The 26,015-nt window shown below is 70.5% G+C and carries 20 protein-coding genes; 16 read left to right on the top strand and 4 right to left on the bottom strand.

Annotated features, from left to right (window positions below):
* Positions 1–2 precede the first annotated feature (2 nt).
* Positions 3–707: an SOS response-associated peptidase gene (locus AC3CBB_RS06435; RefSeq protein ID WP_488626398.1), complete on the bottom strand. Its 705-nt coding sequence runs from the start codon at positions 705–707 to the stop codon at positions 3–5.
* A gap of 92 nt (positions 708–799) precedes the next feature.
* On the opposite strand from AC3CBB_RS06435, the gene AC3CBB_RS06430 reads away from it, so the two are divergent.
* The 9 genes from AC3CBB_RS06430 (at position 800) to cydC (ending at position 10,833) form a co-directional block, all read left to right on the top strand.
* Positions 800–1,438 (top strand): TetR/AcrR family transcriptional regulator, encoded by a 639-nt coding sequence (locus AC3CBB_RS06430; protein ID WP_488626397.1) that lies wholly within the window; start codon positions 800–802, stop codon positions 1,436–1,438.
* Between the two features lie 152 nt (positions 1,439–1,590).
* Positions 1,591–2,436 carry an ABC transporter ATP-binding protein gene (locus tag AC3CBB_RS06425; protein WP_488626396.1) on the top strand — a complete coding sequence of 282 codons (846 nt, stop codon included), beginning with the start codon at positions 1,591–1,593 and terminating at the stop codon, positions 2,434–2,436.
* On the top strand, positions 2,433–3,113 hold the full coding sequence (locus AC3CBB_RS06420) for an ABC transporter permease (RefSeq protein WP_488626395.1): 681 nt from the start codon (positions 2,433–2,435) through the stop codon (positions 3,111–3,113). Before AC3CBB_RS06425 ends, AC3CBB_RS06420 begins: the two co-directional genes overlap by 4 nt.
* Positions 3,050–3,856, top strand: coding sequence for an ABC transporter permease (locus AC3CBB_RS06415; RefSeq protein ID WP_488626394.1), 807 nt, complete (start codon positions 3,050–3,052; stop codon positions 3,854–3,856). The genes AC3CBB_RS06420 and AC3CBB_RS06415 overlap by 64 nt, the downstream gene beginning before the upstream one ends.
* A complete protein-coding gene (locus AC3CBB_RS06410; RefSeq protein ID WP_123504766.1) occupies positions 3,856–4,782 on the top strand; it encodes an ABC transporter substrate-binding protein in 927 nt (308 codons plus the stop codon). Before AC3CBB_RS06415 ends, AC3CBB_RS06410 begins: the two co-directional genes overlap by 1 nt.
* 254 nt (positions 4,783–5,036) lie before the next feature.
* Positions 5,037–6,449, top strand: a complete 1,413-nt coding sequence (locus AC3CBB_RS06405) for a cytochrome ubiquinol oxidase subunit I (protein ID WP_123504765.1) — start codon at positions 5,037–5,039, stop codon at positions 6,447–6,449.
* 17 nt (positions 6,450–6,466) lie between these two features.
* Positions 6,467–7,471 (top strand): cytochrome d ubiquinol oxidase subunit II, encoded by a 1,005-nt coding sequence (cydB, locus tag AC3CBB_RS06400; RefSeq protein ID WP_488626393.1) that lies wholly within the window; start codon positions 6,467–6,469, stop codon positions 7,469–7,471.
* A 21-nt stretch (positions 7,472–7,492) separates the two neighbouring features.
* Entirely contained in the window at positions 7,493–9,160 is a 1,668-nt protein-coding gene (gene cydD, locus AC3CBB_RS06395; RefSeq protein WP_488626392.1) for a thiol reductant ABC exporter subunit CydD, read from the top strand.
* The gene (gene cydC, locus AC3CBB_RS06390; RefSeq protein WP_488626391.1) at positions 9,157–10,833 is read left to right on the top strand and encodes a thiol reductant ABC exporter subunit CydC; all 1,677 of its coding nucleotides are present in this window, start codon (positions 9,157–9,159) and stop codon (positions 10,831–10,833) included. Before cydD ends, cydC begins: the two co-directional genes overlap by 4 nt.
* A gap of 121 nt (positions 10,834–10,954) precedes the next feature.
* On the opposite strand, the gene AC3CBB_RS06385 is transcribed toward cydC, so the two are convergent.
* Together AC3CBB_RS06385 and AC3CBB_RS06380 are read right to left on the bottom strand one after the other, a co-directional pair.
* Entirely contained in the window at positions 10,955–13,309 is a 2,355-nt protein-coding gene (locus tag AC3CBB_RS06385; RefSeq protein WP_488626390.1) for an ATP-binding cassette domain-containing protein, read from the bottom strand.
* Positions 13,310–13,340: 31 nt separating this feature from the next.
* Positions 13,341–14,069, bottom strand: a complete 729-nt coding sequence (locus AC3CBB_RS06380; protein ID WP_488626389.1) for an aminotransferase class IV — start codon at positions 14,067–14,069, stop codon at positions 13,341–13,343.
* Positions 14,070–14,081: 12 nt separating this feature from the next.
* On the opposite strand from AC3CBB_RS06380, the gene AC3CBB_RS06375 reads away from it, so the two are divergent.
* The 5 genes from AC3CBB_RS06375 (at position 14,082) to holA (ending at position 22,259) form a co-directional block, all read left to right on the top strand.
* Positions 14,082–15,467 carry an anthranilate synthase component I family protein gene (locus AC3CBB_RS06375; protein ID WP_488626388.1) on the top strand — a complete coding sequence of 462 codons (1,386 nt, stop codon included), beginning with the start codon at positions 14,082–14,084 and terminating at the stop codon, positions 15,465–15,467.
* A gap of 74 nt (positions 15,468–15,541) precedes the next feature.
* Positions 15,542–18,154: a leucine--tRNA ligase gene (gene leuS, locus AC3CBB_RS06370; protein ID WP_488626387.1), complete on the top strand. Its 2,613-nt coding sequence runs from the start codon at positions 15,542–15,544 to the stop codon at positions 18,152–18,154.
* A gap of 100 nt (positions 18,155–18,254) precedes the next feature.
* Entirely contained in the window at positions 18,255–18,908 is a 654-nt protein-coding gene (locus AC3CBB_RS06365; protein ID WP_488626386.1) for a helix-hairpin-helix domain-containing protein, read from the top strand.
* Positions 18,905–21,442, top strand: a complete 2,538-nt coding sequence (locus tag AC3CBB_RS06360) for a ComEC/Rec2 family competence protein (protein ID WP_488626385.1) — start codon at positions 18,905–18,907, stop codon at positions 21,440–21,442. Before AC3CBB_RS06365 ends, AC3CBB_RS06360 begins: the two co-directional genes overlap by 4 nt.
* Positions 21,366–22,259 (top strand): DNA polymerase III subunit delta, encoded by an 894-nt coding sequence (holA, locus tag AC3CBB_RS06355; RefSeq protein ID WP_488626721.1) that lies wholly within the window; start codon positions 21,366–21,368, stop codon positions 22,257–22,259. Before AC3CBB_RS06360 ends, holA begins: the two co-directional genes overlap by 77 nt.
* Before the next feature lie 191 nt (positions 22,260–22,450).
* On the opposite strand, the gene rpsT is transcribed toward holA, so the two are convergent.
* Positions 22,451–22,711, bottom strand: coding sequence for a 30S ribosomal protein S20 (gene rpsT / locus AC3CBB_RS06350; RefSeq protein ID WP_488626384.1), 261 nt, complete (start codon positions 22,709–22,711; stop codon positions 22,451–22,453).
* Between the two features lie 202 nt (positions 22,712–22,913).
* Between rpsT and AC3CBB_RS06345 the strand changes: the two genes are divergently transcribed.
* Together AC3CBB_RS06345 and lepA are read left to right on the top strand one after the other, a co-directional pair.
* Positions 22,914–24,056 carry a pyridoxal phosphate-dependent aminotransferase gene (locus tag AC3CBB_RS06345; RefSeq protein ID WP_488626383.1) on the top strand — a complete coding sequence of 381 codons (1,143 nt, stop codon included), beginning with the start codon at positions 22,914–22,916 and terminating at the stop codon, positions 24,054–24,056.
* A 79-nt stretch (positions 24,057–24,135) separates the two neighbouring features.
* Positions 24,136–25,986, top strand: a complete 1,851-nt coding sequence (lepA, locus tag AC3CBB_RS06340; RefSeq protein WP_123504752.1) for a translation elongation factor 4 — start codon at positions 24,136–24,138, stop codon at positions 25,984–25,986.
* The last annotated feature ends 29 nt before the right edge of the window (positions 25,987–26,015 follow it).

Below are 26,015 nucleotides of genomic sequence, written 5' to 3'. Positions count from 1 at the left end.
CCTCACTCCGTGGGCGGCGGCGTCCCGTGCGGTCCGTCCGTCGGCTCGATGCGCACGCGGGCGGCGTGCTGCTCCGCCTCGCCGGCGATGCCCTCAAGCAGGTCGGCGTCGCCCTCGGTGTGCGGGTCGAGCCAGTCGTCCATGATGTCGGCGCCGACGAACACCGGCATCCTGTCGTGGACCCCCCGGAGCGGTCCGGTCGAGTCGCGCGTGAGGATCGTGGTGCTGAGCACCCAGCGCGACGGGTCGTCCGGAGCCTTCTTCGGGTCGCGCCACCACTCGTAGAGCGCGGCGAACAGCATGAGCTCGTCGTCGGGCAGCGAGATCGACATCGGCACCTTCGCGCCCTCGGGGCCGGTCGTCCACTCGTAGTAGCTCGACGCCGGAACGATGCCCCGTCGCGAGACGACGGCGTCGCGGAACGTCGGCTTCTCGGCCGCCGTCTCGACCCGGGCATTGAACGCCCGGGCGCCGACGGCCGGATCGTCGGCCCACGCCGGGATCAGCCCCCACCGGGCGGAGGCCAGGCGGCGCACCGGGGGCCCGCCGGCATCCTCGCCGCGAGGCGCGGCATCGACGATCAGACTCACCGGCGCGGTCGGAGCGATATTCCAGGAAGGCTCTGGAAGAGTATCTCCCGTCACGTCGACGTCGAAGAGGGCCACCAGGTCGCTCGAGGCGCGCGACATCACGAATCTTCCGCACATGACCACAAGTCAAGCGCATGCGTCGGACATCGAGCGACAGCAGCGGCCTCGCCGGTCGCACGAGACGCGCCGCTCATACTGAAGGAGACCCATTGCTCGTCACCGAGACCAATGAAGCACTGCCCGGGGGATCATCACTGCTCAGGAACGAGCCGGTCCAGGCGCGGAGCTCGGCTCGGCTGACAGGCCTCCTCGATGCGGCGGCGGCGATCATCGACGAGATCGGCTTCGAGCGCCTCACGACGGCCATGGTGGCCGAGCGCGCCGGCGCCTCCATCGGCACCGTCTACCGCTACTTCCCCGACCGCATCGCCGTCGTCGAGGCCCTCGCGGCCCGCTGCGTCGGCCGTCTCATGGAGCGCATCGACGGGGTCATCGTCGAGAGCGGGTCGCAGGAGTGGCACGACGCCGTCGACTTCGCCATCGACGCGCAGGTCGACATGTACCGCACCGAGCCCGGCTTCCGCGCTATCCGCTTCGGCGATGCCGAGGTCGCCGACACCACGTCCGACGAGACCGAGGGGCGTCGCCCCTTCGCCGAGCAGATGTCGGCGCTCCTCGCCGTCCGCTACCCGGTCGAGCGATCGGCCGACCTCGACTTCGCTCTCGACGTCGCGATCGAGATGGGCAGCGCGATCCTGGCCCGTGCGTTCCAGGCCTCGCCGGAGGGCGATTCGCGGTTCATCGAGGAATGCCGTTCCGTGGTCACGGGTTACCTCGCCGGGGCCTGAATGACGCCGTGGGTCGAATCATTACGACTCCGTGACAGTAAACGACAGCCGTGTAACGCCTATCGATGATCTGTGGTTCAGTTGACGCCCTGGCAAGTGTCGATTCGTGTTGCCCACGAGGAATGAGCCACCGCAATGATTGAACGACAGCGATGATCGAGTTCCGCTCGGTCACCAAGCAGTATCCCGACGGAACCCGAGCCGTCGAAGACTTCAGCCTCGTGATCCCGTCACGGAAGACCACCGTCTTCGTCGGGTCCAGCGGCTGCGGCAAGACCACCATCCTCCGGATGATCAACCGCATGGTCGACCCGTCGTCCGGCAGCATCCAGATCGACGGCAAAGACATCGGCGGGCTCGAGCCCGTCGGCCTGCGTCGCAGCATCGGCTACGTCATGCAGAACTCCGGGCTCCTTCCGCACCGCAAGGTCGTCGACAACATCGCGACCGTACCGCTCCTCAAAGGCGTCAAGAAGCGGGAGGCCCGCCTGCAGGCCCTCGAGCTGATGGACACCGTCGGCCTCGACCGCGCCTTCGCCGACCGCTACCCGAGTCAGCTCTCGGGCGGTCAGCAGCAGCGTGTGGGCGTCGCCCGCGGTCTCGCCGTCGACCCGAACATCCTGCTGATGGACGAGCCGTTCGGAGCCGTCGACCCGCTCGTGCGCTCCGACCTCCAAGAGGAGCTGATCCGCCTTCAGCGCGACCTCGACAAGACCGTCGTCTTCGTCACGCACGACATCGACGAGGCCTTCTACCTCGGCGACCAGGTCGTGATCCTGAAGAAGGGCGGCCACATCGCGCAGGTCGGCTCGCCCGCCGAGATCCTCGCCGACCCCGCCGACGACTTCGTCGCCGACTTCATCGGGGCGAACCGCGGCAAGCGCGCGCTGCACATCGAGGAGACCGCCACCGGCTCCATCCTCGTCGACGACGACGGTCGGCCCGCCGGAACGCTCACTGGGTCGGTCCCGGCAGCCGGCGGTCGGGCCGAGCCGTGAACTGGGTCGTCCAGAACGCCTCGTACGTGGGCGACTCGGCACTGGCCCACCTGCAGCTCAGCATCCCGCCGATCATCCTCTCGTTCGTGCTGAGCGTCCCTCTCGGCTGGGTCGCCAACCAGTACCGGCCCGTGCGCGGCGTCCTCCTCACGGTCGCCGGCCTGCTGTACGCGATCCCGTCGCTGCCGCTCCTGATCGTGCTGCCGCTGTTCATCGGGACGGGCCTCCGGAGTCCCGTCAACGTGATCGTCGTCCTCACGCTCTACGGCATGGCCCTGATGGTCCGGTCGACGGCCGACGCTCTCGAAGCGGTCGAGCCGGATGTCCGCCAGTCGGCCACCGCCGTCGGGTTCAGCCCCTGGGGTCGCTTCTGGTCGGTCGACTTCCCCCTGGCCGGTCCGGTCCTGCTCGCCGGCATGCGCGTCGTCGTCGTGAGCACGGTCAGCCTCGTGACCGTCGGAGGCGTGCTCGGCGTCAACGGGCTCGGCCTGCTCTTCACCGACGGACTGCAGCGCGCGATCATCCCCGAGATCGTGACGGGCATCGTCCTCGTCGTCGTCATGGCCCTCATCCTCGACGCGCTCCTCGTGCTGCTCGGGCGCGCGCTCATGCCGTGGACCAGGGCGACGGCGACACCCAGCCGACGAGCCGCGCGAAGGGTCCTGGCAACCGCATGAACTACTTCGGCTCGGCTTTCGCCTTCATCCTCGACCCGGTCAACTGGAGCGCGTCGGCGGCGAACCCGATCGGGTCGCGCCTGGGCGAGCACCTCTGGTACACCCTCCTCGCGCTCGTGATCTCGGCTGCGATCGCTCTCCCCATCGGCCTGCTCATCGGCCACACGGGCCGCGGTCGCCAGGCGGCGGTCCTGATCTCGGGTGGAGCCAGGGCGCTGCCCACGCTGGGTGTGATCACACTGCTGGCCGTCTTGATCGGCATCGGCCTCCGTGCGCCGCTCATCGCGTTCGTGATCCTGGCGATCCCGTCGATCCTGGCGGGTGCCTACTCGGGCCTCGAGGCGGTCGACCGGAAGACCATCGACGCGGCCCGCGCCATGGGCATGACCGAGTGGCAGATCCTCCGCCAGGTGGAGGTGCCCCTCGGGCTGCCGCTGATCATCGGAGGACTCCGGTCGGCGACGCTTCAGATCGTCGCCACGGCCACCCTCGCCTACTACGTCGGCGCCGAGGGGCTCGGAAGCTTCATCTTCCTCGGCCTCGGCACCAACGACTACCCGACCACCCTCGTCGGCGCCATCCTCGTCGTCGCCTTGGCGGTCGTCCTGGAGATCGTCTACTCGATCATCCAGCGCCTCGTCGTGCCCGCGGGTGTCCGCGCGATACGACCTCAGAACGACCGGTCGGGAGCAACCCGCTCCCGCTCGGTAGTGGGTTCTCCACTCCAGGAAGGAAACAAGTGATGTTCACAGCGAAGAGAGGCCGACTCGCCCTGGTGGGCGCAGTCGCGATCGGGGCTATGGTCGCCCTGGCAGGGTGCTCGTCCGGCGATCCGCTCAAGTCGGGATCGGATTCCAGCGCCTCGGGCGACACCATCGTGATCGGCTCGCAGCAGTACTACTCGAACGAGATCATCGCGGAGGCATACGCGCAGGCTCTCGAGAACGCCGGCTTCAAGGTCGACCGCCAGTTCAACATCGGCCAGCGCAGCGTCTACCTGCCCGAGCTCGAGAAGGGGACCATCGACGTGATCCCCGACTACAGCGGCAGCCTGCTGCAGTACTACGACGCCAAGACGACCGCCAAGTCGGAGTCCGACATCGAGTCGGCTCTCCCCGACGCGCTTCCGTCGGGCCTGAAGACCCTCAAGGCCGCCGAGGCGACCGACCAGGACACCTACACCGTGACGAAGGACTTCTCGACGAAGAACGACATCACGAGCCTCGCCGACCTCAAGGACTACTCCGGCAAGCTCGTCGTCGGCGCCAACGCCGAGTTCCAGACCCGCCCCTACGGCATCACCGGCCTGAAGAGCGTCTACGGTGCGACCGCGACGCTGAAGGCCATCGCCGACTCGGGCGGAGCGAACACCGTCGCCGCGCTCAAGAACGGCCAGGTCCAGCTCGCCGACATCTACTCGGCCAGCCCGGCGATCAAGGCGAACGACTTCGTCAGCCTGGAAGACCCCGAGAACATGATCCTGCCCCAGCACGTCATCCCCGTGGTCGACTCCAAGGTCGACTCGAAGGCGGCCGGGATCATCGAGGACGTCAACGCGAAGCTCACGCAGTCCGCGCTGATCGATCTCAACACGACCAGTGTCGATGACAAGTCGTCGGCCGCTGTGATCGCCAAGAAGTTCCTCAGCGACACGGGCCTCGTCAAGTAGCCCAGCCCCGCGACACGAACGGCCTCCCCGACACCTGTCGGGGAGGCCGTTCTCGTGCGTGCGCCGTCGACGGCCCGGGTCGTGGTGTCTCGGCGTCGAGCAATACCGCCTGTGATCAGGTTCTTCGCAGGTACGACGGCCCGTTCTGCCGCGAACAGCGCCCTAGAGTCGAAGTGTCCTGGAAGTCCCGAAGGCGAGACCCACCACCCCTATCGGTCGAGGAAGCACGACATGCGCCACCGCGTGAGCACGACATGAACGAACTGCTCGATCCCCTCCTGCTGTCCCGCTGGCAGTTCGGTCTGACGACCGTCTACCACTTCCTGTTCGTCCCTCTGACGATCGGCATGGGCTTCACCGTCGCCGTCTTCCAGACGGCCTGGTACCGCACGGGCCGCGCCCACTACCTGCAGCTGACGAAGTTCTTCGGCAAGATCTTCCTGATCAACTTCGCGATGGGCGTCGTCACCGGCATCGTCCAGGAGTTCCAGTTCGGAATGAACTGGTCGGAGTACTCCCGCTTCGTCGGCGACGTCTTCGGCGCGCCTCTCGCCCTGGAGGGCCTGCTGGCATTCTTCCTCGAGGCGACGTTCCTGGGTGTCTGGATCTTCGGCTGGGACCGCGTCTCCGCCCGCATCCACCTCATGGCGATCTGGGGCGCCACGATCGGCAGCATCCTCTCGGCCTACTTCATCATCTGCGCGAACTCGTTCATGCAGCACCCCGTCGGCTTCGAGATCAACAAGGCCAAGGGCCGCGCCGAGCTCACCGACATCTGGGCGGTGCTGACCAACAAGGTCGCGCTGGCCGCCTTCCCGCACACGCTGTTCGCCTGCTTCATGGTGTCGGCCGCGGTCATCGTGTCCGTCGCCGCGTACCACCTGCACCGCAACCAGAACCTCGACACCATGCGTCCGGCCCTCCGCTTCGGCATGTGGATGATGATCGCCTCTGGTGCACTCACCATCCTCTCGGGCGACCAGCTCGGCCTCGCCATGGTCGAGACCCAGCCGATGAAGATGGCTTCGGCCGAGGCGCTCTACAAGACGTCGACGGGTTTCGACGCCTCGTTCTCGATCTTCACGCTGGGCACCCCCGACGGCGTGCACGAGCTCTTCAGCATCCGGGTGCCGTACCTCCTGTCGTTCCTGTCGACCCACACCTTCGACGGCACGGTCGAGGGCATCAACAACCTGCAGGCTCAGTACACCGCGGCCTACGGCCCCGGCGACTACTCGCCGATCATCTGGGTCACGTACTGGTCCTTCCGCTGGATGATGGGCCTCGGCATGATCGCCATCCTCATCTCGGCGGTCGGCCTCTGGATCACCCGCAAGGGCCGCATGCCCGCGAACAGGTGGGTCTGGCGAGCCGCGACCTGGAGCTTCCCGCTCCCGCTCGCCGCGATGGTCATCGGCTGGGTCTTCACCGAGATGGGTCGGCAGCCCTGGCTGGTGTTCGGGCTGCTGAAGACCAGCGACGGCGTCTCACCGGGCACCACCGGTGTCGAGGTCCTGATCTCGCTGGTCGCCTTCACCGCCATCTACGCGACGCTCGCCGTCGTCGAGTTCCGGCTCATCCTCAGGGCGGCGCAGAAGGGCCCCGAAGCGCCCACGAAGGTCGACGAGACCACGGGCAGGCTCCTCCACGAGGCGACGGTGTACTAGAAAGTGACTGCGCGATCATGACTCTGCCCGACCTCTGGTTCCTCCTCATCGGCCTGTTCTTCACCGGCTACTTCGTGCTCGACGGCTTCGACTTCGGCGTCGGGATGTCGCTGCCGTTCCTCGGCCGCGACGACACCGACCGCCGCGTCCTCATCAACACCATCGGCCCGGTCTGGGATCTCAACGAGACCTGGGTCATCGTCGCCGGCGCCGCCATGTTCGCCGCGTTCCCGGAGTGGTACGCGACGGTGTTCAGCGGCTTCTACCTGATCATGCTGATGATCCTGCTGGCGCTGATCCTGCGCGGCGTCTCGTTCGAGTACCGCCACCAGCGGCCCGACCACAGGTGGAAGCGCAACTTCGACCGGATGATCTTCGTCGGGTCGGTCGTCCCGGCGTTCCTCTGGGGCGTGGTGTTCGCCAACATCGTGCGCGGCATGGCCCTCGACAGCAACTTCGACTACATCGGCTCGCTCGGCGACCTCTTCAACTGGTACGCGATCGCCGGCGGCCTCGCCACCCTGCTGCTGTTCTTCCTGCACGGCACGTTCTTCATCGCGCTGAAGACCGACGGCGAGATCCGGCTCCGCGCTCGTCGTCTCGCGGTCCGCGTCGGCGTCGCCACGGTCGTCGTCGGCGGCGGGTTCCTGGTCGCCACGGTCGTCGCGTTCGGCACCCCGGTCTCGACGGCCCTCGCCGCGGTCGCGGTCGTCGCTCTGGTCGTCGCGTTCACCGCCAACCTCCGTGGTCGCGAGGGTGTCGCGTTCGGCTTCATGGCGCTGACCATCACCGCCGTCGTGGCCAGCCTGTTCGCGACGCTGTTCCCGAACGTCCTCGTCGCGACGAACGATCCGGCCAACACGATGACCATCGAGAACGCGGCGAGCGGCACGTACACGCTCCAGCTGATGAGCTGGATCTCGTTGATCTTCGTGCCGCTGATCCTGCTCTACCAGGGGTTCACCTACTGGATGTTCCGCAAGCGGGTCACCCGGGCGGTCGTCACCGCCTCGGCGCACTGATCTCGTGAAGGCACCGACATCGTGAAGCCCCTCGATCCGAGGCTCCTCCGCTACGCCCGGAGCGTGCGCGGCTTCCTCGGCCTGGGCGCCGTCCTCGGCGTCGTCCAGACCATCGCGACCGTCGCGTTCGCGTTCTTCGTCTCGCGCGCCGTGGTGTCGGTCGTCGACGGCCACGCCGACCGCCTTCCCGGCTATCTCGTCGGCATCGGCATCACCGTGGTCGTGCGGTCGGTGCTGATCTGGGGGCTGGAGTCGCTGGCGACGCGCACGGCCGTCCGAGTCAAGAGCGAGCTCCGAGGCCAGGTCGTCGACGCGGTCGTCCGGCGCGGTGGCGGCTGGGTGGCGAAGACGGGCTCGGCGCGACTCGCGACGCTGACGGGCCCCGGCCTCGACGCCCTCGACGACTACTTCGCGAAGTACGTCCCCCAGCTGATCCTCACGGCTCTGGCGACGCCGATCCTGGTCGTCGTGATGTTCTCGCAGGATCTCCTGTCGGGCATCATCGTCGTCGTCACCCTGCCGCTCATCCCCGTCTTCATGGTTCTCATCGGGTGGACCACCCGGTCGGCCCAGGCCCGTCAGTGGGACCGCCTGGCGAAGCTCGCGTCATCGTTCCTCGACGCCGTGAGCGGCCTCTCCACGCTCAAGGTCTTCGGGCGCGAACGGCGTCAGGTGCGACGCATCGGCGAGATCACCGACGAGTACCGCCGCGAGACGATGAAGGTGCTGCAGGTGTCCTTCCTCTCGGGCTTCGCGCTCGAGATGGCGGCGTCGCTGTCGGTCGCCATCGTCGCCGTCACGATCGGCATCCGCCTGGTCGAGGGATCGATGCTGCTGCCCCTCGGCCTCTTCCTCCTGCTGCTCACGCCCGAGGCCTACCTGCCGCTGCGCCAGGTCGGCGCCCACTTCCATGCGGCGGCGGACGGCGTGGCGGCGGCCGAGGAGGTCTTCGCGGTGCTGGAGGAGCCCGACGGCGGGCGGGCAGTTCCTGCGCCCACGGCGTCTTCGGCCGTGCCGTCGGCAGGTTCCGCCGTCGGTCTCGAGGTCCGCGGGCTCTCGGTGGCCTACGAGGGGCGGAGCGTGTTCGACGGCGTCGACCTCGATGTGCCGATCGGGGAGATCACCGCGATCGCCGGCCCCAGCGGCGTGGGCAAGTCGAGCCTCGTCGCGGCTCTGCTCGGCACCGTCGGATTCGACGGCACGGTGCGGTGGGCCGGTGCTGCGTCGGGTGCGCCCTCGCGCGCCGATGTCGCGTGGTCGGGCCAGAGGCCGGGCCTGATGAGGGGCACGGTGGCCTCGAACGTGGCGCTCGGCGCGGCTCTCGATCGTGACGCGGTGCGCGCCGCCCTCGACACCGCGGCGGGCTCCGACGTCGACCTCGACGCCGTGATCGACGCCGGCGGTGCGGGTCTCTCGGGCGGCCAGGCGCAGCGGGTGGCTCTCGCGCGGGCGATCTACCGGGTGCGTCAGCTAGGCGCCCGACTGCTCCTCGTCGACGAGCCGACGTCGGCGCTCGACTCCGAGACGGAGCTTCTCCTGGTCGCCGGCCTGAGGTCGGTCGCGGCGAGCGGCGTCGCCGTGCTGGTCGTCACGCACCGACCGGCGGTGGCCGCGGCCGCCGACCGGGTGCTCACGCTCACCCCCGCGGGACTGGTCGAGCAGGGACGGACCGCCGGAGTGAGCGCATGACCGACTCGATCATCCGGACCGCGCAGCCGCCGCTGTCGCGCAGCTGGCGCGGACTCGCGGCGGGAGCCCTCAGCGCGCTCAGCGGCGTCGCCCTCCTCGCCACCAGCGCCTACCTGATCACGCGCGCCGCCGAGCAGCCGCCGATCCTCTACCTGTCGATCGCCATCGTGTCGGTGCGGCTGTTCTCGCTCACCCGCGCGCTCTTCCGGTATCTGGAACGCCTCCTCAGCCACGACGCCGCCTTCCGGCAGCTCGCGACCGTGCGCACGACGCTCTACCGACGGCTCGTGCGGGTGGCTCCGGCCGGGCTCGGCCGCACGTCGCGCGGCGACCTGCTGAGCCGTGTCGTGTCGGACGTCGACGCCCTCCAGGATCTGCCGCTGCGCGTCGTGCAGCCCCTCGTCATCTCGGGCCTGTCGGCGCTGGCCGCGGTCGTCGCCGTGCTCGTCTTCTCGCCGGCGGCCGGGGTCGTGCTCCTCGCCGGACTCGTCATCGCGTTCGGCGTCGGCTGCCTCGTCGCCACCGTGCTCGCCCGCCGCAGCGAACGCGACCTCGCCGGGCTCCGAGGCGACCTCTCGGCCGCGATCCTCGACACGGTCCAGAACCTCGATGTGCTGGTCGCGTTCGACGCCGTCGATGCCCAGCTCCAGAGGATGACGGACCTCGACTCGCGGCTCCGGACCGTGGCGCTCACGCGGGCCTCCACCTCCGGCGTGGTCACCGCCCTCATCGCACTCGTCTCCGGAGCCACCGTGCTGGGCGCGATCGCCGCCGCCTCCCCGACCGTCGGGCACGGCCTGCTCGGCCCGGAGCTCGCCCTCGTCGCCCTCGTGCCGCTCGCCGTCTTCGAGGTCGTCGGCGCCGTGCCCGTCGCGGTGCTCGCCTGGCGCAAGGTCCGCGCCAGCGCCGCACGCGTCGACACGGCGGCGCCGGCCGAGGTGCCCGCCGGCGTGGTGCTCGACGACGACTCCGACGACGCCGCGGCTCCCGAGCCCCTCGGGCTGGGTGGGCCGGGAGCGGTCGCCCTGCGCCTCAGGGGGGTGGCAGCGACGTGGCCGGGGGCGGGAGTTCCTGCGCTCCGAGGTCTCGACCTCGAGGTCGCCGTGGGGGAGCGGATCGTCGTCGAGGGGCCTAGCGGCGCCGGCAAGTCGACCCTGGCCTCGGTGCTCGTGAGGTTCGTGGACTACTGCGGCTCGTACGAGATCGGCGGGGTCGATGCCCGGACGGTGCGGCCGGCCGACGCGCGCGCCACCGTCGGGCTCCTGGAGCAGACCCCGTACGTGTTCGACGAGAACGTGCGGCAGAATCTGCTGTTCGCGCGCGACACCTCGACCGACGCCGAGCTGGAGGCCGTGCTCGCCCGGGTCGGCCTCGGCGAGTGGCTCGAGTCGCGCGGCGGGCTCGACGCGCGTCCCGGCGAACGCGGCGCGCTCATCTCGGGCGGCCAGGCGCAGCGGCTCGCGCTGGCCCGGGCGCTGCTGCGCGGGTTCCCGGTGCTCGTTCTCGACGAGCCCGCCGCCGGGGTCGACCCCGACCTGGCGGACGCCCTGCTCGCCGACCTGCTGCGGGCCGCCGAGGCCGACGGGACCACCGTCGTGCTCATCTCGCACGTGCCTGTTCCGTCAGCGCTGGTGACGCGGCGGCTGCGCCTCGTCGGCGGGCGGTTCGCCTAGCCGGCTCCGTGTCGGCCCTCTCGGCCCGTCGCCGAGAGTGCGCACTGTGTCGATATCGGTGCCGCTGGCGACGAAGAGCGCACTCTCGACGTGATCCGGACCGCGCGGCGGCGGCAGCGCGCTACGCCCCGACGTAGGTGGCGAGGTGCTGCCCCGTGAGCGTCGACCGGTCGGCGACGAGCTCGGCGGGCGTGCCCTCGAAGACGATGCGCCCTCCGTCGTGGCCGGCGCCCGGCCCGACGTCGATGATGCGGTCGGCGTGGGCCATCACGGCCTGGTGGTGCTCGATGACGATGACCGACCTGCCCGAGTCGACCAGGCGGTCGAGCAGCGCGAGCAGCTGCTGCACGTCAGCGAGGTGAAGGCCCGTGGTGGGCTCGTCGAGCACGAGCACACTGCCCTTCTCGCCCATGTGCACCGCGAGCTTGAGGCGCTGCCGCTCTCCTCCCGAGAGCGTGGTCAGCGGCTGGCCGATGGTGAGGTAGCCGAGCCCGACGTCGGCGAGCCGGCGCAGGATCGCGTGGGCCGCCGGCGTCTTCGCCGCACCGGCGGCGAAGAACTCCTCGGCGTCCGCGACCGACATGGCCAGCACCTCGGAGATGTCGCGACCCCCGAGGGTGTGGTCGAGCACGGACGAGTCGAACCGTCTGCCCTCGCAGTCGTCGCAGACGGTCGAGACCGTCGCCATGATGCCCAGGTCGGTGTAGATCACGCCGGCGCCGCCGCAGGTCGGGCAGGCCCCTTCCGAGTTCGAGCTGAAGAGGGCCGGCTTGACGCCGTTGGCCTTGGCGAACGCCTTGCGGATCGGCTCGAGGAGCCCGGAGTAGGTCGCCGGGTTGCTGCGGCGGGATCCGCGGATGGGGCTCTGGTCGACCGAGATGACGTCGTCGCCCACGGATACCGAGCCATGGATCAGCGAGCTCTTGCCCGAGCCCGCGACGCCCGTCACGACGGTCAGCACTCCGAGCGGCACGTCGACGTCGACGCCCTGGAGGTTGTGCGTGGTGGCTCCGCGCACCGCGATCGACCCCGTCGGCGTTCGGACCGTCGACTTGAGCGCCGCCCGGTCGTCGAGGTGCCGGCCGGTCACCGTGTCGGCGCCGCGCAGGCCGTCGACCGTGCCCTCGAAGCACACCGTGCCGCCGTTCGCGCCGGCACCCGGCCCGAGGTCGACGACATGGTCGGCGATCGCGATGGTCTCGGGCTTGTGCTCGACGACCAGTACCGTGTTGCCCTTGTCGCGCAGTCGCAGGAGGAGCTCGTTCATCCGCTGGATGTCGTGCGGATGCAGGCCGGTGGTCGGCTCGTCGAAGACGTAGGTGATGTCGGTGAGCGCCGAGCCGAGGTGGCGGACCATCTTTACGCGCTGGGCCTCGCCGCCCGACAGCGTGCCGGTGGCGCGGTCGAGCGAGAGGTAGCCGAGTCCGATCTCGACGAACGAGTGCAGCACCTGCCGCAGCGACTGGAGCAGCGGGGCGACCGACGGCTCGTCCAGCGCGTGGACCCACTCGGCGAGGTCGCTGATCTGCATCGAGCAGGCGTCGGCGATGCTGATGCCGTCGATGAGCGACGAGCGCGCGGCCTCGTTCAGCCGGGTGCCACCGCAGTCGGGGCAGGAGGTGAAGGTCACGGCTCGGTCGACGAAGGCGCGGATGTGCGGCTGCATCGACTCGCGGTCCTTCGAGAGCATCGACCTCTGGAGCTTGGGCACCAGCCCCTCGTAGGTGAGGTTGATGCCGTTGATCTTGACCTTGGTCGGCTCGCGGTAGAGGAAGTCGTTCAGCTCGACCTCGGTGTAGTCGCGGATCGGCTTCGCGCCGTCGAGGAAGCCCGACTCGATGTAGACGCGCATCATCCAGCCGTCGCCGGTGTAGCCCGGCACTCGGACGGCGCCGTCGATCAGCGACTTCGAGTCGTCGTAGAGCTCGGTGAAGTCCATGTCGCTGACCGACCCCCGGCCCTCGCAGCGCGGGCACATGCCGCCGTTGCGCGAGAAGTTCGCCGGGATGTCCTTCGAGGCGCCGCCCTTCTGAACCGTGAGGGTGCCGGAGCCGCGCACGGACGACACGTTGAACGAGAAGGCGTTGGGGGAGCCCACTCGGGGCGAGCCGAGCCGGCTGAAGAGGATCCGCAGCATGGCGTTGGCGTCGGTCGCCGTGCCCACCGTCGACCTCGGGTCGGAGCCCATGCGCTGCTGGTCGACGATGATGACGGTGGTGAGCCCCTCGAGCACGTCGACCTCGGGGCGGGCCAGCGTCGGCATGAACCCCTGGACGAACGCGCTGTAGGTCTCGTTGATCAGCCGCTGCGACTCGGCCGCGATTGTGCCGAACACGAGGGAGCTCTTGCCCGACCCCGAGACGCCCGTGAAGACGGTCAGCTGCCGCTTCGGGATGGCGACGCTGATGTCTTTCAGGTTGTGCTCGCGGGCTCCGCTGACGCGGATGGTCTCGAACAAGCGGTCGGTGTGAGGCATGCGCCCAATATATCGAGTACCGGCGACAAAGCTAGTGCGAGTGGACGGGCCGCCTGAGGGCGTCCAGCCGCGCCCGCCACAGCCGCAGGCGCCCGGGCTGCTCGGCGACCGTCGGCCCGCCTACCCACGAGGTGGCGATCCGGGGCCCGTGCAGCGATCCGAGGCTCCACACCTCGTGGTCGGCGAGGTCGTCCGGCTCGACGAGCTCCCGCAGCACGGTGACGCCGAACGCCGTCGCGACGGTCACGAGCGAGTTCTCCGTCACCCCGGGCAGCCGCTCGAGCGTGTCGTCGACCACGCAGAGCGCACCGCCCCGCCACCACGCGATCGACGAGTAGCCGCCCTCGACGACGAGTCCCTCGGGCGAGACGATCACGGCCTCGTCGGCTCCGGCCCGCACGGCCTCCTGGCGCAGGGCGTCGAGGCGCGCGAGGTCCGGTCCTTTGATCAGGGGAGTCGTCCGCGGGTCGACACGCGCGGTGTGCAGCGCCACGGAGGTCGTCCGGACGGGCGCCCGTCGCAGCGACATGTCGAAGGCCCCTGAGGTGTCGAGGGTGATCCGCGGAAACCAGTACCCGGTCGCAGGAACTCCTCGCACCGCCCGATCCCAGAACGGTCCCGCCGCATCGGTGAGGTCGGGCGCCTGCACCCGCACCGAGTCGACGAACCGCGACCGGTGCACCCCGGCCGCCAGCGCCAGCCCGCCGTCGACGAGGAGGGAGTCCGCCACGAGCAGCGAGGTGGGGGGTGCGTCGTTCATAGAATCAACCCTATGCGGCAGCCTCCGACCCGAACCCCGCTCGCCGGGTGGGTGACGCCCGAGGCGGTCGTCCGAGCGTTCGGGGCGGAGGGCGACGTCGTCTGGATCGACGCCGGCGCGGCCGCAGACGCCGAGGGCGCGGCTCCGTCACCCGGTCATCCGGCGCGCTCGCTGGTCGGCTGGGGGCGCCGACGCCTCGACGCCCGCGCCGCGGTGCCCGGCGACGTCGAGGCGGCCCTGGCCCGCGTCGACGCCTCCCTCCGCGACGACGATCCCGACGCCGACCCGCTCGGCTGGTGGGGCGTCGTCGGCTACGGCGTCTCGGCCGAGCTGCTCGCGCCCGGCGACGCGACCTGGGCCGAGGCCCTCGGCGACCCGGTGCGGCCCGACCTGCTCCTGCTGGAGGTGGACCGCGCGCTCGTGTTCGACCACGGCACGGGCCTCGTCGAGCTGGTGGAGCGGGGCGCTGAGCCGGAGCTCGGCGAGGCTCTGCGGAACTGGTGGCCCGGGCGGGAGCCGCGGCAGAAGGCCGTTCCTGCGCCCGGAGCGACAGCAGCGTGGGCCGACGGCGACGCCCGCTACCTCGACCTGATCGCCGGCTGCCTGGCCGCGATCCACCGCGGCGACGCCTTCGTCATCTGCCTGACGACGAGCGCCTCCGTCGTGACCGGCGAGAGCGACCTCGACCTCTACGCGCGGCTGCGGCGGTCGTCTCCGGCGCCGAGGGCGTCGTTCATCAGGCTCGGCGAGACGGCCGTGCTGGGGGCGAGTCCCGAGGAGTTCCTGCGCATCGACGCCGAGGGCCGGGTCTCGACGTCGCCGATCAAGGGCACTCGCGAGCGCTCGGCCGATTCGCGACTCGACGAGGCCCGGGCGCAGGAACTCGCGTCGAACCGCAAGGAGCGCGCCGAGAACCTCATGATCGTCGACCTCATGCGCAACGACCTCTCGCGGGTGTCGCGGCCCGAGCACGTCGCCGTGTCGTCGCTGTTCGCCGTCGAGGGCTTCGAGCACGTGCACCAGCTCGTCAGCACGGTGACGGCCGTGGTGCGGCCCGGGCTCACCGGCATCGACGTGCTGCGGGCGACGTTCCCGCCGGGGTCGATGACCGGGGCGCCGAAGCACAGCGTGGTGCGGATCCTGGCAGAGCTGGAGGCCGGGCCCCGCGGACTCTACTCGGGGGTCGCGGGGCGGTTCGGATTCGACGGCACGGTCGACCTGGCCGTCGTGATCCGGTCGATCGTGCTCGACCTCCCCACCGGCGAGGCCGGCGTCGGCGTCGGCGGCGGGATCACGAACGAGTCCGACCCGGCCGACGAGCTGGCCGAGGTCGCGATCAAGGCCCGCGCCCTGCTGACCGCCCTCGGCGCCTCCGGCGTGCCGGACTCGCTAATCTAGATCCTTGGGTCCGCGGCGTCGCCAGTGCGATGCGCTCCTGGGCCCGCACCCCCAGACGTGAATTGAGAACCTCCGTGGCACACGAGCACGAGCAGAACCTGACGACCGACGCCGCCGGCGATGACGGCGAGTCGACCGTCGTCGACCCGAACGCCTACGACTTCGCCGCCCTGCAGACGAAGTGGCAGGCCGTCTGGGAGGAGCGCCAGCCGTTCACGATCGACGACCCGACCGACAAGCGCCCGCGCAAGTACATCATGGACATGTTCTCGTACCCGTCGGGCGACCTGCACATGGGTCACGCCGAGGCGTTCGCGTTCGGCGACATCGTTGCCCGCTACTGGTGGCAGCAGGGCTTCCAGGTGCTGCACCCCGTGGGCTGGGACAGCTTCGGGCTGCCCGCCGAGAACGCCGCGATCAAGCGCGGCACCGACCCTCGCGAGTGGACGTACGCGAACATCGACCAGCAGCGCGCCGCCATGAAGGCGTACGGCGTGTCGGTCGACTGGACCCGCGAGATCCACACCTCCGACCCCGAGTACTACAAGTGGAACCAGTGGCTGTTCCTCAAGATGTACGAGAAGGGCCTGGCCTACCGGAAAGACAGCTGGGTCAACTGGGACCCTGTGGACCAGACCGTCCTCGCCAACGAGCAGGTGCTCGCCGACGGCACGTCCGACCGCTCGGGCGCCGTCGTGGTGAAGAAGAAGCTCACGCAGTGGTACTTCAAGATCACCGACTACGCCGACCGCCTGCTCGACGACCTGAACCAGCTCGAGGGCCGCTGGCCGTCGAAGGTGCTGGCGATGCAGCGCAACTGGATCGGCCGCTCGACGGGTGCCGACGTCGACTTCGCCGTCGAGGGCCGCGCCGAGAAGATCACGGTCTTCACGACGCGCCCCGACACCCTGCACGGCGTCACCTTCATGGTCGTCGCGCCGGAGTCCGACCTGGCGGCGGAGCTCGTCGCCGGCGCGGACGACGCCGCGATCGCCGAGACGTTCCAGGCATTCCTGACCGAGGTGCAGAAGAGCACCGAGATCGAGCGCCAGACCGCCGACCGCCCGAAGCAGGGCGTCTTCCTCGGCCGCTACGCCAAGAACCCGCTGACCGGCGAGCGGATCCCGGTGTGGGCCGCCGACTACGTCCTGCCCGACTACGGCCACGGCGCCGTCATGGCCGTGCCGGCGCACGACCAGCGCGACCTCGACTTCGCCCTGAAGTACGACCTGCCCGTGCGCGTCGTCGTCGACGTGAACGCGCCCGTGACCGGTGTGATCCCCGCGCTCGAGCTGGACGAGAACGGCCAGGCGATCCTGCCCGACGATCTGGAGCCGACCGACCCCGCCGAGACGGGCACCGCCCTGACCGGCGAGGGCCGCCTGCTGAACTCGGGCGTCTTCACCGGGCTGAGCAAGTCGAACGGCATCAAGCGCATCATCGAGGCGCTGGAGACCGCCGGCGACGGCCGCGCCGCCAAGACGTACCGCCTCCGGGACTGGCTCATCTCGCGCCAGCGCTTCTGGGGCACCCCGATCCCGATCATCCACGGCGCCGACGGCGTCGAGATCCCCGTTCCGCTCGACCAGCTCCCCGTCGAGCTGCCGTCGACCGAGGGCCTCGACCTCAAGCCCAAGGGCCAGTCGCCGCTGGGCGCCGCCACCGAGTGGGTCACCGTCGAGGACCCTCGCGACGGCAGTCCGGCCCTCCGCGACCCCGACACGATGGACACCTTCGTCGACTCGTCGTGGTACTACCTGCGCTACCTCAACCCGAACGACGACACCATGGCCTTCGACCCGAAGGAGGCCGACAAGTGGGCGCCCGTCGACCAGTACGTCGGCGGTGTCGAGCATGCGATCCTGCACCTGCTGTACGCGCGCTTCATCACCAAGGTGCTGTTCGACCTCGGCTACGTGGGCTTCACCGAGCCCTTCAGCGCGCTGCTGAACCAGGGCATGGTGCTCTCGGGCGGCTCGAAGATGTCGAAGTCGAAGGGCGGCGTCAACCTGAGCGACGAGCTCGCCGAGCACGGCGTCGACGCGATCCGCCTCACCATGGCGTTCGCCGGCCCGCCCGAAGACGACATCAACTGGGAAGACGTGTCGCCCGCCGGCGCCGCCAAGTTCCTGGCGCGGGCCTTCCGCCTGGCGAACGACGTCACCTCGACGCCCGACGCCGTGTGGGCCGAGGGCGACCAGAACCTCCGCCGCTCGACGCACCGCTTCCTGTCGGAGGCCCCGAGCCTGGTCGAGGCGTTCAAGTTCAACGTCGTCGTCGCGCGCCTCATGGAGCTCGTCAACACGATCCGCAAGGCCGTCGACTCCGGCGCAGGCCCCGCCGACCCGGCCGTGCGAGAGGCCACCGAGACCGTGGCTCTCGCTCTGTCGCTGTTCTCGCCGCACACCGCGGCCGAGATGTGGGAGCGCCTCGGCTACGACTCCGACGTCGCGACCTTCGGCTGGCGCAAGGCCGACCCGACGCTGCTCGTCGAGACCAGCGTCACCGCGGTGATCCAGGTCAACGGCAAGGTGCGCGACCGTCTCGAGGTCTCGCCGAAGATCGGCGCCGACGAGCTGGAGGCCCTGGCTCGCGAGTCGGCGGCCGTGAGGCGCGCCGTCGGCGACAAAGAGATCGTCAACGTGATCGTGCGGGCGCCGCGCGTGGTGAACATCGCCGTGAAGTAACGCTGTCGTCCTGTTCTCCACACGGCCTCGGAGCCGCCGATCTCTGCACAGATCGGCGGCTCCGTCGTCTCCGGGGCCGCCGCTTTCCTAGCGTGGCCGCATGAGCAGTTCAGAGGGGCGCACGCCGGACTTCCGCGAGCCGGGGTCGGCGCCGCGGTGGCGGGTGGCCGTGGGCGCGGCGGTCGTGGCGGCGGTGGTCCTGGTCGGGATCGTGGTGGCGGTGTCGGCCATCACGGCGGGGCGGCAGGCGGTAGCCGATGTTCCTGCGCCCGTGTCGTCGTTCACGACGCCGGCCCCGGCGCTCTCGACGCCTTCACCGGGGCGGGTGTTCGTGCACATCCTGGGGCGGGTCGAGCGGCCCGGACTGTACGAGGTGGCGTCCGGGTCGCGGGCGGTCGACGTGGTGGCCCAGGCCGGCGGGTTTCGCGACGATGCCGACCAGACAGCGCTGAACCTCGCTCGCACGGTCGCCGACGGGGAGCAGATCGTGGTGCCGAAGGTGGGGGAGTCGGCTTCGCCGGTGCCGCCAGCCGGCACGTCGTCGTCGTCGGCGCCTTCGGGCATGGTCGACCTCAACACCGCCGACGCCGCGACCCTCGAGACGCTGTCGGGCGTCGGGCCGGCGACGAGCGCCGCGATTCTGGCGTGGCGCGACGAGCACGGGCGGTTCGCCGCCGTCGAAGACCTTCTCGACGTGCCGGGGATCGGCGAGAAGAAGCTCGAGGCGCTGCGGGAGAGCGTGGTGGCGGGGTGATCGACGTGCGGCTGGCGGCGCCGGCGGCGGCGGGGTGGGGTGCGCTGGTGCTCGCGCTGCCCCACCCTGCCGCGCTGCCGATGATCGCGGGAGTCGCCGCGGTCGGGTCGTGCGGGCTGCTCGTCGGTCGGCGGCTCGGGCTCGTGGCCGTGATGCTCGGCGTCGTCGCAGCCCTCGCCGGGTCGGCGTGGATTCGCCTGCCGTCGCCGGAGTCCCTGCCGAGCACCTCGACGGCCGTCGTCGGCGAGGTCGTCGGCCTGCCGGATCCGCGTACCGGCACGCTCACCCTGTCGATCAGCAGGGTCGGGGCGCAGGAACCCGCCCACCCCCTCCGCACCCTCGTCCTCGGCGCGGAGCCGGGCGCCGCCTGGCCCACCGCCGGCGACACCGTCGCCGTGACCGGTCGGCTCTCCGAGTTCACCCCCGGCGATCCCCACGCGCTGGCGTTGCGGCCGTCCTCGCCGGTCGAGGTGGTGAGGCCTGCGTCGGGGCTCGGCGGGTGGGCCGCCGACCTACGCGACGGCTTCGCGCTCACCACCGCCGGTCTCCCGGGCGACGGCGGCGACCTGCTCCCGGGGCTGACGCTCGGCGACACGGCACGCGTCTCGGCCGACCTCGACCAGGCGATGAAACGGTCGTCGCTGGCCCACCTCACGGCGGTGTCGGGTGCGAACTGCGCCGTCGTCGTCACCGTGACGCTGATGCTGGCGGCCGCGCTCGGGGTGCCACGGCTCGTTCGCCACGGGGCAGCCGCCGTGGTGCTCGGCGGATTCGTGGTGCTGGTGACTCCCGAGCCGAGCGTCCAGCGCGCCGCCGTCATGGCTCTGGCGGGGCTCGCCCTGACTGCGTGGGGACGACCCGTGCGCGGGCTCCCTCTGGTGTCGCTCGCCGTCGTCGTGCTCCTGCTGAGCGACCCGTGGCTCGCGCGATCGTTCGGGTTCGCCCTGTCGGTGCTGGCGACCGCGGGGCTCGTGGTGCTGACCGGGCCGCTCAGCCTCGTCCTTGCCCGGGTCGTGCCGTCGCCGATCGCAGTCGCTCTCGCCGTGCCGATCGCGGCGCAGCTGGCCTGCCAGCCGCTGCTGCTTCTGCTCGACCCCGGCGTGCCGCTCGTCGGCATCCCCGCCAACGTCCTCGCCGAACCGGCGGCACCCGTCGCGACGGTCCTCGGCCTGGTCGCGTGCCTGCTCGGCCCCGTCTGGCCCGCCGCCGCGGTCGCCGTGTCTCACGCCGCGTGGCTCCCCTCGACCTGGATCGCCGCGGTGGCCCGGTTCGCGGCCGGCGTCCCCGGGGCGCGGCTCGAGTGGGGCGCGGGCGCTCTCGCCGTCGGGGTCGCCGCACTCGTCGTGCTGCTGGCCGCCGCCGCGGTGCTCGCGCCGTCGCACCGCCGCGCCCGCCGTGTCGCGACCTCGGCCCTGCTCGCGCTACTCGTGCCCCTGGCCGCGACCACCGCCGGCGGCACGCTCGGCCGCCGCGCGACCCTCCCCGCCGACTGGCAGATCGCGCAGTGCGACGTGGGCCAGGGCGACGCCGTGCTCCTGCGCTCGGCGGGCAGGGTGGCGCTCGTCGACACCGGCGATGATGCGGCTCTGCTGGCCACCTGCCTGCAGTCCTTCGGCATCGGCCGGATCGACCTCCTCGTGCTCACCCACTTCGACGCCGACCACGTCGGCGCGTCCGGGTCGCTGGCCGGGCGGGTGGAGACCGTGCTCGTGGGGCCGGGCGGTGGCGACGTCGTTCCTGCGCTCAGGGCTCGGGCTGTGGTCGCCGCGACGCCGGGTGCGTCGATGCGGCTGGGCGACGCGCAGCTCACCGTGCTGTGGCCGCCTGATGGGACGACGCCGGGCAACGAGGCGAGCGTCGTGCTCTCGGTCTCGTGCGCCTCGGTCTGCGCGCCGGCGCAGCTGACCGCGGTGCTGCTGGGCGACCTCGGCGAACGCGAGCAGGCGCGCCTGCGCGGACGCACCGACTTCGGCCCGGTCGACGTCGTCAAGGTGTCGCACCACGGGTCGCGCGACCAGAGCCCTTCTCTGTACCAGGAACTACGGCCCCGCATCGCCCTGATCGGCGTCGGGGCCGACAACACCTACGGCCACCCCGTCGCGCAGACCGTCGACCTGCTGCAGTCGGTCGGCGCCGCCGTCGTCCGCAGCGACGAGGACGGCACCGTCGCCCTCGCCCGCGACTCCGACGGCGGCATCGCCGTCTGGCGCGCAGGAGCACGCGTGACGGCCGGTGCACCTAGGCTTGACCCCGGCCTCGCCGAACCGGTCGCGGCCCCGGGCCGCTCGACACGGCCCGGCACGGACCGCCCGGAGGAGAGACATGGCAGCGCGAACCGCGGGCAAGGCGACGAAGGCTGTCCAGATCGCCCAGGTCGGATGGGATGCCATTCGTCCGGCGCCCGTGATCCTGGTCTCGGGGCCCGAGCAGTTTCTCGCCGACCGGTCCGTCCGGCAGCTGCGCGACCAGCTCGTCGCCGAAGACCCTCGGCTCGAGGTCCACGATCTCTCGGCCGACCAGTACGGCCCCGGTGAGCTGATCACGCTGGCAAGCCCGTCGCTGTTCGCCGAGCCGCGCCTGATCCGAGTCGCCAACGTCGAGAAGTGCACCGACGCATTCCTGCAGGAGGCGCTCTCGTACCTGGAGGCGCCGGCCGACGACACCTACCTCGTGCTCCGCCACGGCGGGGGAGTCCGCGGCAAGAAGCTGCTCGACGCGCTCCGCGGCGGCCTCGGCGGCGGCATCGAGGTCATCTGCGCCGAGCTCAAGAAAGACACCGAGAAGCTCGACTTCGCCGCCGCCGAGTTCGCCGCCGAGGGGCGGCGCGTATCGGCCGGAGCCCTTCGTGCGCTGGTGCAGGCGTTCCAGGACGACCTCTCGGAGCTCGCCTCCGCGTGCCAGCAGCTCCTCGCCGACGGGGCCGCCGAGATCACCGAGGTGACCGTCGAGAAGTACTACTCGGGTCGCGTCGAGACCAACGCGTTCAAGGTCGCCGACACCGCGATCGCCGGGCGGCAGGGTGAGGCCCTGATCCTGCTGCGGCATGCGCTGGCGTCGGGGCAGGACCCCGTGCCGATCGTCGCCGCCTTCGCGTCCAAGCTCCGGACCATGGCCAAGGTCAGCGGCGGCGGGCGCTCCAGCCAGGGCGAGCTGGCGTCGCGGTTCGGGCTGGCGCCCTGGCAGGTGCAGCGCGCGCAGCGCGACCTCGGCGGGTGGTCCGACGAGGGGCTCGGCCGCGCCATCGACCTCATCGCCACCACCGACGCCGCCGTCAAGGGCGCCGAGCGCGACGCCGTGTACGCCCTCGAGCGCATGGTCAGCGTCGTCAGCCGTCGAGGCGCTACGCGCTAGAGGCGGGGCCCGGCAGCTCGGGCCCGCCGAATCGGCATGCGCCCGCCGTCGCGACGGCGGGGCTGAGCCGTTCTGGCGGGGCCGAGCCGCCGCAGAGCGCGCCCGAGCCGGTCCGGGGGCCGACGCCCCCGCACGACGAAGGCCCCGCCCCCCGAATCGGGAGGCGGGGCCTTCGTACAGCGGCGCGGGACCTAGAGGGCCGCGACCTGCTTGGCGATCGCCGACTTGCGGTTGGCGGCCTGGTTCTGGTGGATGACACCCTTGCTGACGGCCTTGTCGAGCTTCTTCGTCGCGACGACGAGAGCGGCGGTCGCAGCGGCCTTGTCGCCGGCGGTGATGGCGGCGTGCGTCGAGCGGATGACGGTCTTCAGCTCGCTCTTGACGGCCTTGTTGCGGTCCTGGGCCTTCTTGTTGGTGCCGATGCGCTTGATCTGCGACTTGATGTTTGCCACTGTGGTGAACCTTCTGTCTGGATTGATAAGAGTGTGTACGCAGCCGATCAGGACCATAGAGGGTGGACCTGGTCGCCTAGGCGAACTGACTGCGAATCGCCGCGCAGCGGGGAAGCGGCGGCGGAAGCCAAGAATCAACACTACCAGGGCGTCTGCCGAGCGGCAATCAAGCGGGCCGAGCGTGTCGTAGTAACGTCTCGGCATGCCTTCCCTCGCCCCGCACATCCTGTCCGTGCCCGGCTCCGGTATCCGACGGGTGTTCGAGATCGCGATGAAGCTCGACGACGTCGCGATGCTGGTCGTCGGCGAGCCCGACGTGCCGGTCGCCCGCCACATCATCGACGCCGCCCGGCGCGCGTGGGCCGAGGACCGCACGAGCTACACGCCCAACGGCGGCATCGTGCCGCTCCGGGCCGCCCTGGTGGCCAAGCTGGCGCGCGAGAACGACGTGCACGTGGCCGAGGAGCAGGTCTGGGTGACCGTCGGGGCGACTCAGGCCCTGCACCAGGCGATGGGCCTGCTGCTCGGGCCGGGCGACGAGGTGCTCGTTCCTGATCCCGGCTACACGACCTTCACCATGAACGCGCACATGCTCGACGCGCACGCGGTGCCGTACGCGCTCTCGGCCGAGCACGGTTTCGAGCCGGACGTCGACGCCCTGGAGCCCCTGGTCACCGACCGGACGCGCGCCATCATCGTCAACTCGCCCTCGAACCCCCTCGGCACGGTGTTCGGCGAGGCTCTGCTGCGCCGGATCCTCGACTTCGCCCGCCGCCACGACCTCTGGGTGATCAGCGACGAGGTGTACGAGTACTTCACCTACGGCACGGCGCACGTGAGCCTCGCGGCGCTCGACGACGACGACCGGGTGTTCAGCGTCTTCTCCCTGAGCAAGACCTACGCGATGACCGGCGTGCGTGTGGGCTACCTCGTCACGCCCCGAGGGCTCGCCGAGACGATGAGAACGGTGCAGGAGGCGCAGATCAGCTGCGTCGCCGAGCCCGACCAGTGGGCGGCCCTCGCCGCCGTCACCGGCGACAACCAGCCCGTCGCCGATGCGCGCGAGCACTACCGGGAGAACCTCGAGGCGGCTCGGGAGATCCTGCGCCGGCGGGGTCTGGCCTTCCTCGACCCGGCCGGCGCCTTCTACCTCTGGGTCGATGTCTCGCACGCCTCCCGGGGCGACGTCGCTCAGTGGGCGGAGGACTTCCTGATCGCCGAGCGCGTCGCCATCGCCCCCGGCAGCGCCTTCGGCCGATCGGGCGAGGGCTGGATCAGGATCAGCCTCGCGGCACCCCTCGACGTGCTCGAGCGCGGCCTGCGCGCCCTGCCTGTCCCCGCCTGACGGAAGGCCGCGGTCCCCGCCCGAGCGCGCTCGTGGGAGAATGTTCCGACCGCTAGACCGACTGCGCCAGAGAGACCACGTGAGCCCCAAAGCCGTTACCGCCCTCGAGCCCGCCTCGACCGCGCCCGACGCGATCCGCAACTTCTGCATCATCGCGCACATCGACCACGGCAAGTCGACTCTCGCCGACCGCATGCTGGGCATCACCGGCGTCGTCGAGGACCGCGCCATGCGTGCCCAGTACCTCGACCGCATGGACATCGAGCGCGAGCGCGGCATCACGATCAAGAGCCAGGCCGTCCGCATGCCGTGGGCCGTCGACGGCACGACCTACGCGCTCAACATGATCGACACCCCCGGCCACGTCGACTTCAGCTACGAGGTCTCCCGGTCGCTCGCGGCCTGCGAGGGCGCGATCCTGCTGGTCGACGCGGCCCAGGGCATCGAGGCGCAGACGCTCGCCAACCTCTACCTGGCGCTCGAGAACGACCTCGAGATCATCCCGGTGCTCAACAAGATCGACCTGCCCGCGGCCGACCCCGACAAGTACGCGGCCGAGCTCGCGCAGCTCATCGGCGGCGACCCGAAAGACGTACTGCGCGTCAGCGGCAAGACCGGCGTCGGCGTCGAGGAGCTCCTCGACGTTGTCGTGAACCGCATCCCGTCGCCGAAGGGCGACAAAGACGCTCCGGCCCGCGCCATGATCTTCGACTCGGTCTACGACAGCTACCGCGGCGTCATCACCTACGTCCGCATGATCGACGGCAGCCTGAAGCCGCGCGAGAAGATCCAGATGATGTCGACCCGCGCGGTCCACGACATCCTCGAGATCGGCGTCTCGTCGCCCGAGCCCCTCGCCTCTCAGGGTCTGGGCGTCGGCGAGGTCGGCTACCTCATCACCGGGGTGAAAGACGTGCGCCAGTCGAAGGTCGGCGACACGGTCACGACGGCCGCCAAGCCGGCCACCGTCGCCCTCGCCGGCTACACCGAGCCGCTCCCGATGGTGTTCTCGGGGCTCTACCCGATCGACGGCAGCGACTACCCGGTGCTCCGCGAGGCGCTCGACAAGCTCAAGCTGTCCGACGCGGCGCTCGTCTACGAGCCCGAGACCTCGGTCGCGCTCGGCTTCGGCTTCCGCTGCGGCTTCCTCGGCCTGCTGCACCTCGAGATCATCACGGAGCGCCTCGAGCGCGAGTTCAACCTCGATCTCATCACGACCGCGCCGAGCGTGATCTACGAGGTGACGACCGAAGACAAGAAGACCACCACGGTCACGAACCCGTCCGAGTTCCCCGACGGCAAGATCATGAGCGTGGCCGAGCCCATGGTGAAAGCCGCGATCCTCGCGCCGAAAGACTACGTCGGCGTCATCATGGAGCTCTGCCAGTCGCGCCGCGGCAACCTGCTCGGCATGGAGTACCTCGGCGAGGACCGCGTCGAGCTGCGCTACAACATGCCGCTCGGCGAGATCGTCTTCGACTTCTTCGACCAGCTCAAGAGCAAGACGCAGGGCTACGCGTCGCTCGACTACGAGCCCAGCGGCGAGCAGGAGGCCGACCTGGTCAAGGTCGACATCCTGCTGCAGGGCGAGCAGGTCGACGCGTTCTCGACGATCGTCCACCGCGACAAGGCCTACGCGTACGGCGTGCTGATGACCGGCCGCCTGCGCGAGCTGATCCCGCGGCAGCAGTTCGAGGTGCCGATCCAGGCCGCCATCGGCGCCCGGATCATCGCCCGCGAGTCGATCCGCGCCATGCGGAAGGACGTCCTGGCCAAGTGCTACGGCGGCGACATCACCCGAAAGCGCAAGCTCCTCGAGAAGCAGAAGGAGGGCAAGAAGCGCATGAAGACCATCGGCCGGGTCGACGTGCCGCAGGAGGCCTTCATCGCCGCGCTCTCCGGTGACGTGGAGAAGAAAGACAAGAAGTAGGCGGCAGAGCGGCACTCGCCGGCCGCTGG

The organism is Frondihabitans sp. OV104, from assembly GCF_057787745.1.
The sequence above is the reverse complement of the archived record's forward strand: the minus strand, read 5'-3'. Positions and strand labels throughout refer to the sequence as shown.

Bases quoted from the DNA above. Each gene is read 5' to 3' on its own strand.
- cydC (WP_488626391.1), top strand. From the start codon at position 9,157: ATGACCGACTCGATCATCCGGACCGCGCAGCCGCCGCTGTCGCGCAGC.
- AC3CBB_RS06435 (WP_488626398.1), bottom strand. From the start codon at position 707: ATGTGCGGAAGATTCGTGATGTCGCGCGCCTCGAGCGACCTGGTGGCC.
- AC3CBB_RS06405 (WP_123504765.1), top strand. From the start codon at position 5,037: ATGAACGAACTGCTCGATCCCCTCCTGCTGTCCCGCTGGCAGTTCGGT.
- cydB (WP_488626393.1), top strand. From the start codon at position 6,467: ATGACTCTGCCCGACCTCTGGTTCCTCCTCATCGGCCTGTTCTTCACC.
- AC3CBB_RS06425 (WP_488626396.1), top strand. From the start codon at position 1,591: ATGATCGAGTTCCGCTCGGTCACCAAGCAGTATCCCGACGGAACCCGA.
- AC3CBB_RS06365 (WP_488626386.1), top strand. From the start codon at position 18,255: ATGAGCAGTTCAGAGGGGCGCACGCCGGACTTCCGCGAGCCGGGGTCG.
- AC3CBB_RS06345 (WP_488626383.1), top strand. From the start codon at position 22,914: ATGCCTTCCCTCGCCCCGCACATCCTGTCCGTGCCCGGCTCCGGTATC.
- AC3CBB_RS06380 (WP_488626389.1), bottom strand. From the start codon at position 14,069: ATGAACGACGCACCCCCCACCTCGCTGCTCGTGGCGGACTCCCTCCTC.
- AC3CBB_RS06410 (WP_123504766.1), top strand. From the start codon at position 3,856: ATGTTCACAGCGAAGAGAGGCCGACTCGCCCTGGTGGGCGCAGTCGCG.
- AC3CBB_RS06385 (WP_488626390.1), bottom strand. From the start codon at position 13,309: ATGCCTCACACCGACCGCTTGTTCGAGACCATCCGCGTCAGCGGAGCC.
- AC3CBB_RS06375 (WP_488626388.1), top strand. From the start codon at position 14,082: ATGCGGCAGCCTCCGACCCGAACCCCGCTCGCCGGGTGGGTGACGCCC.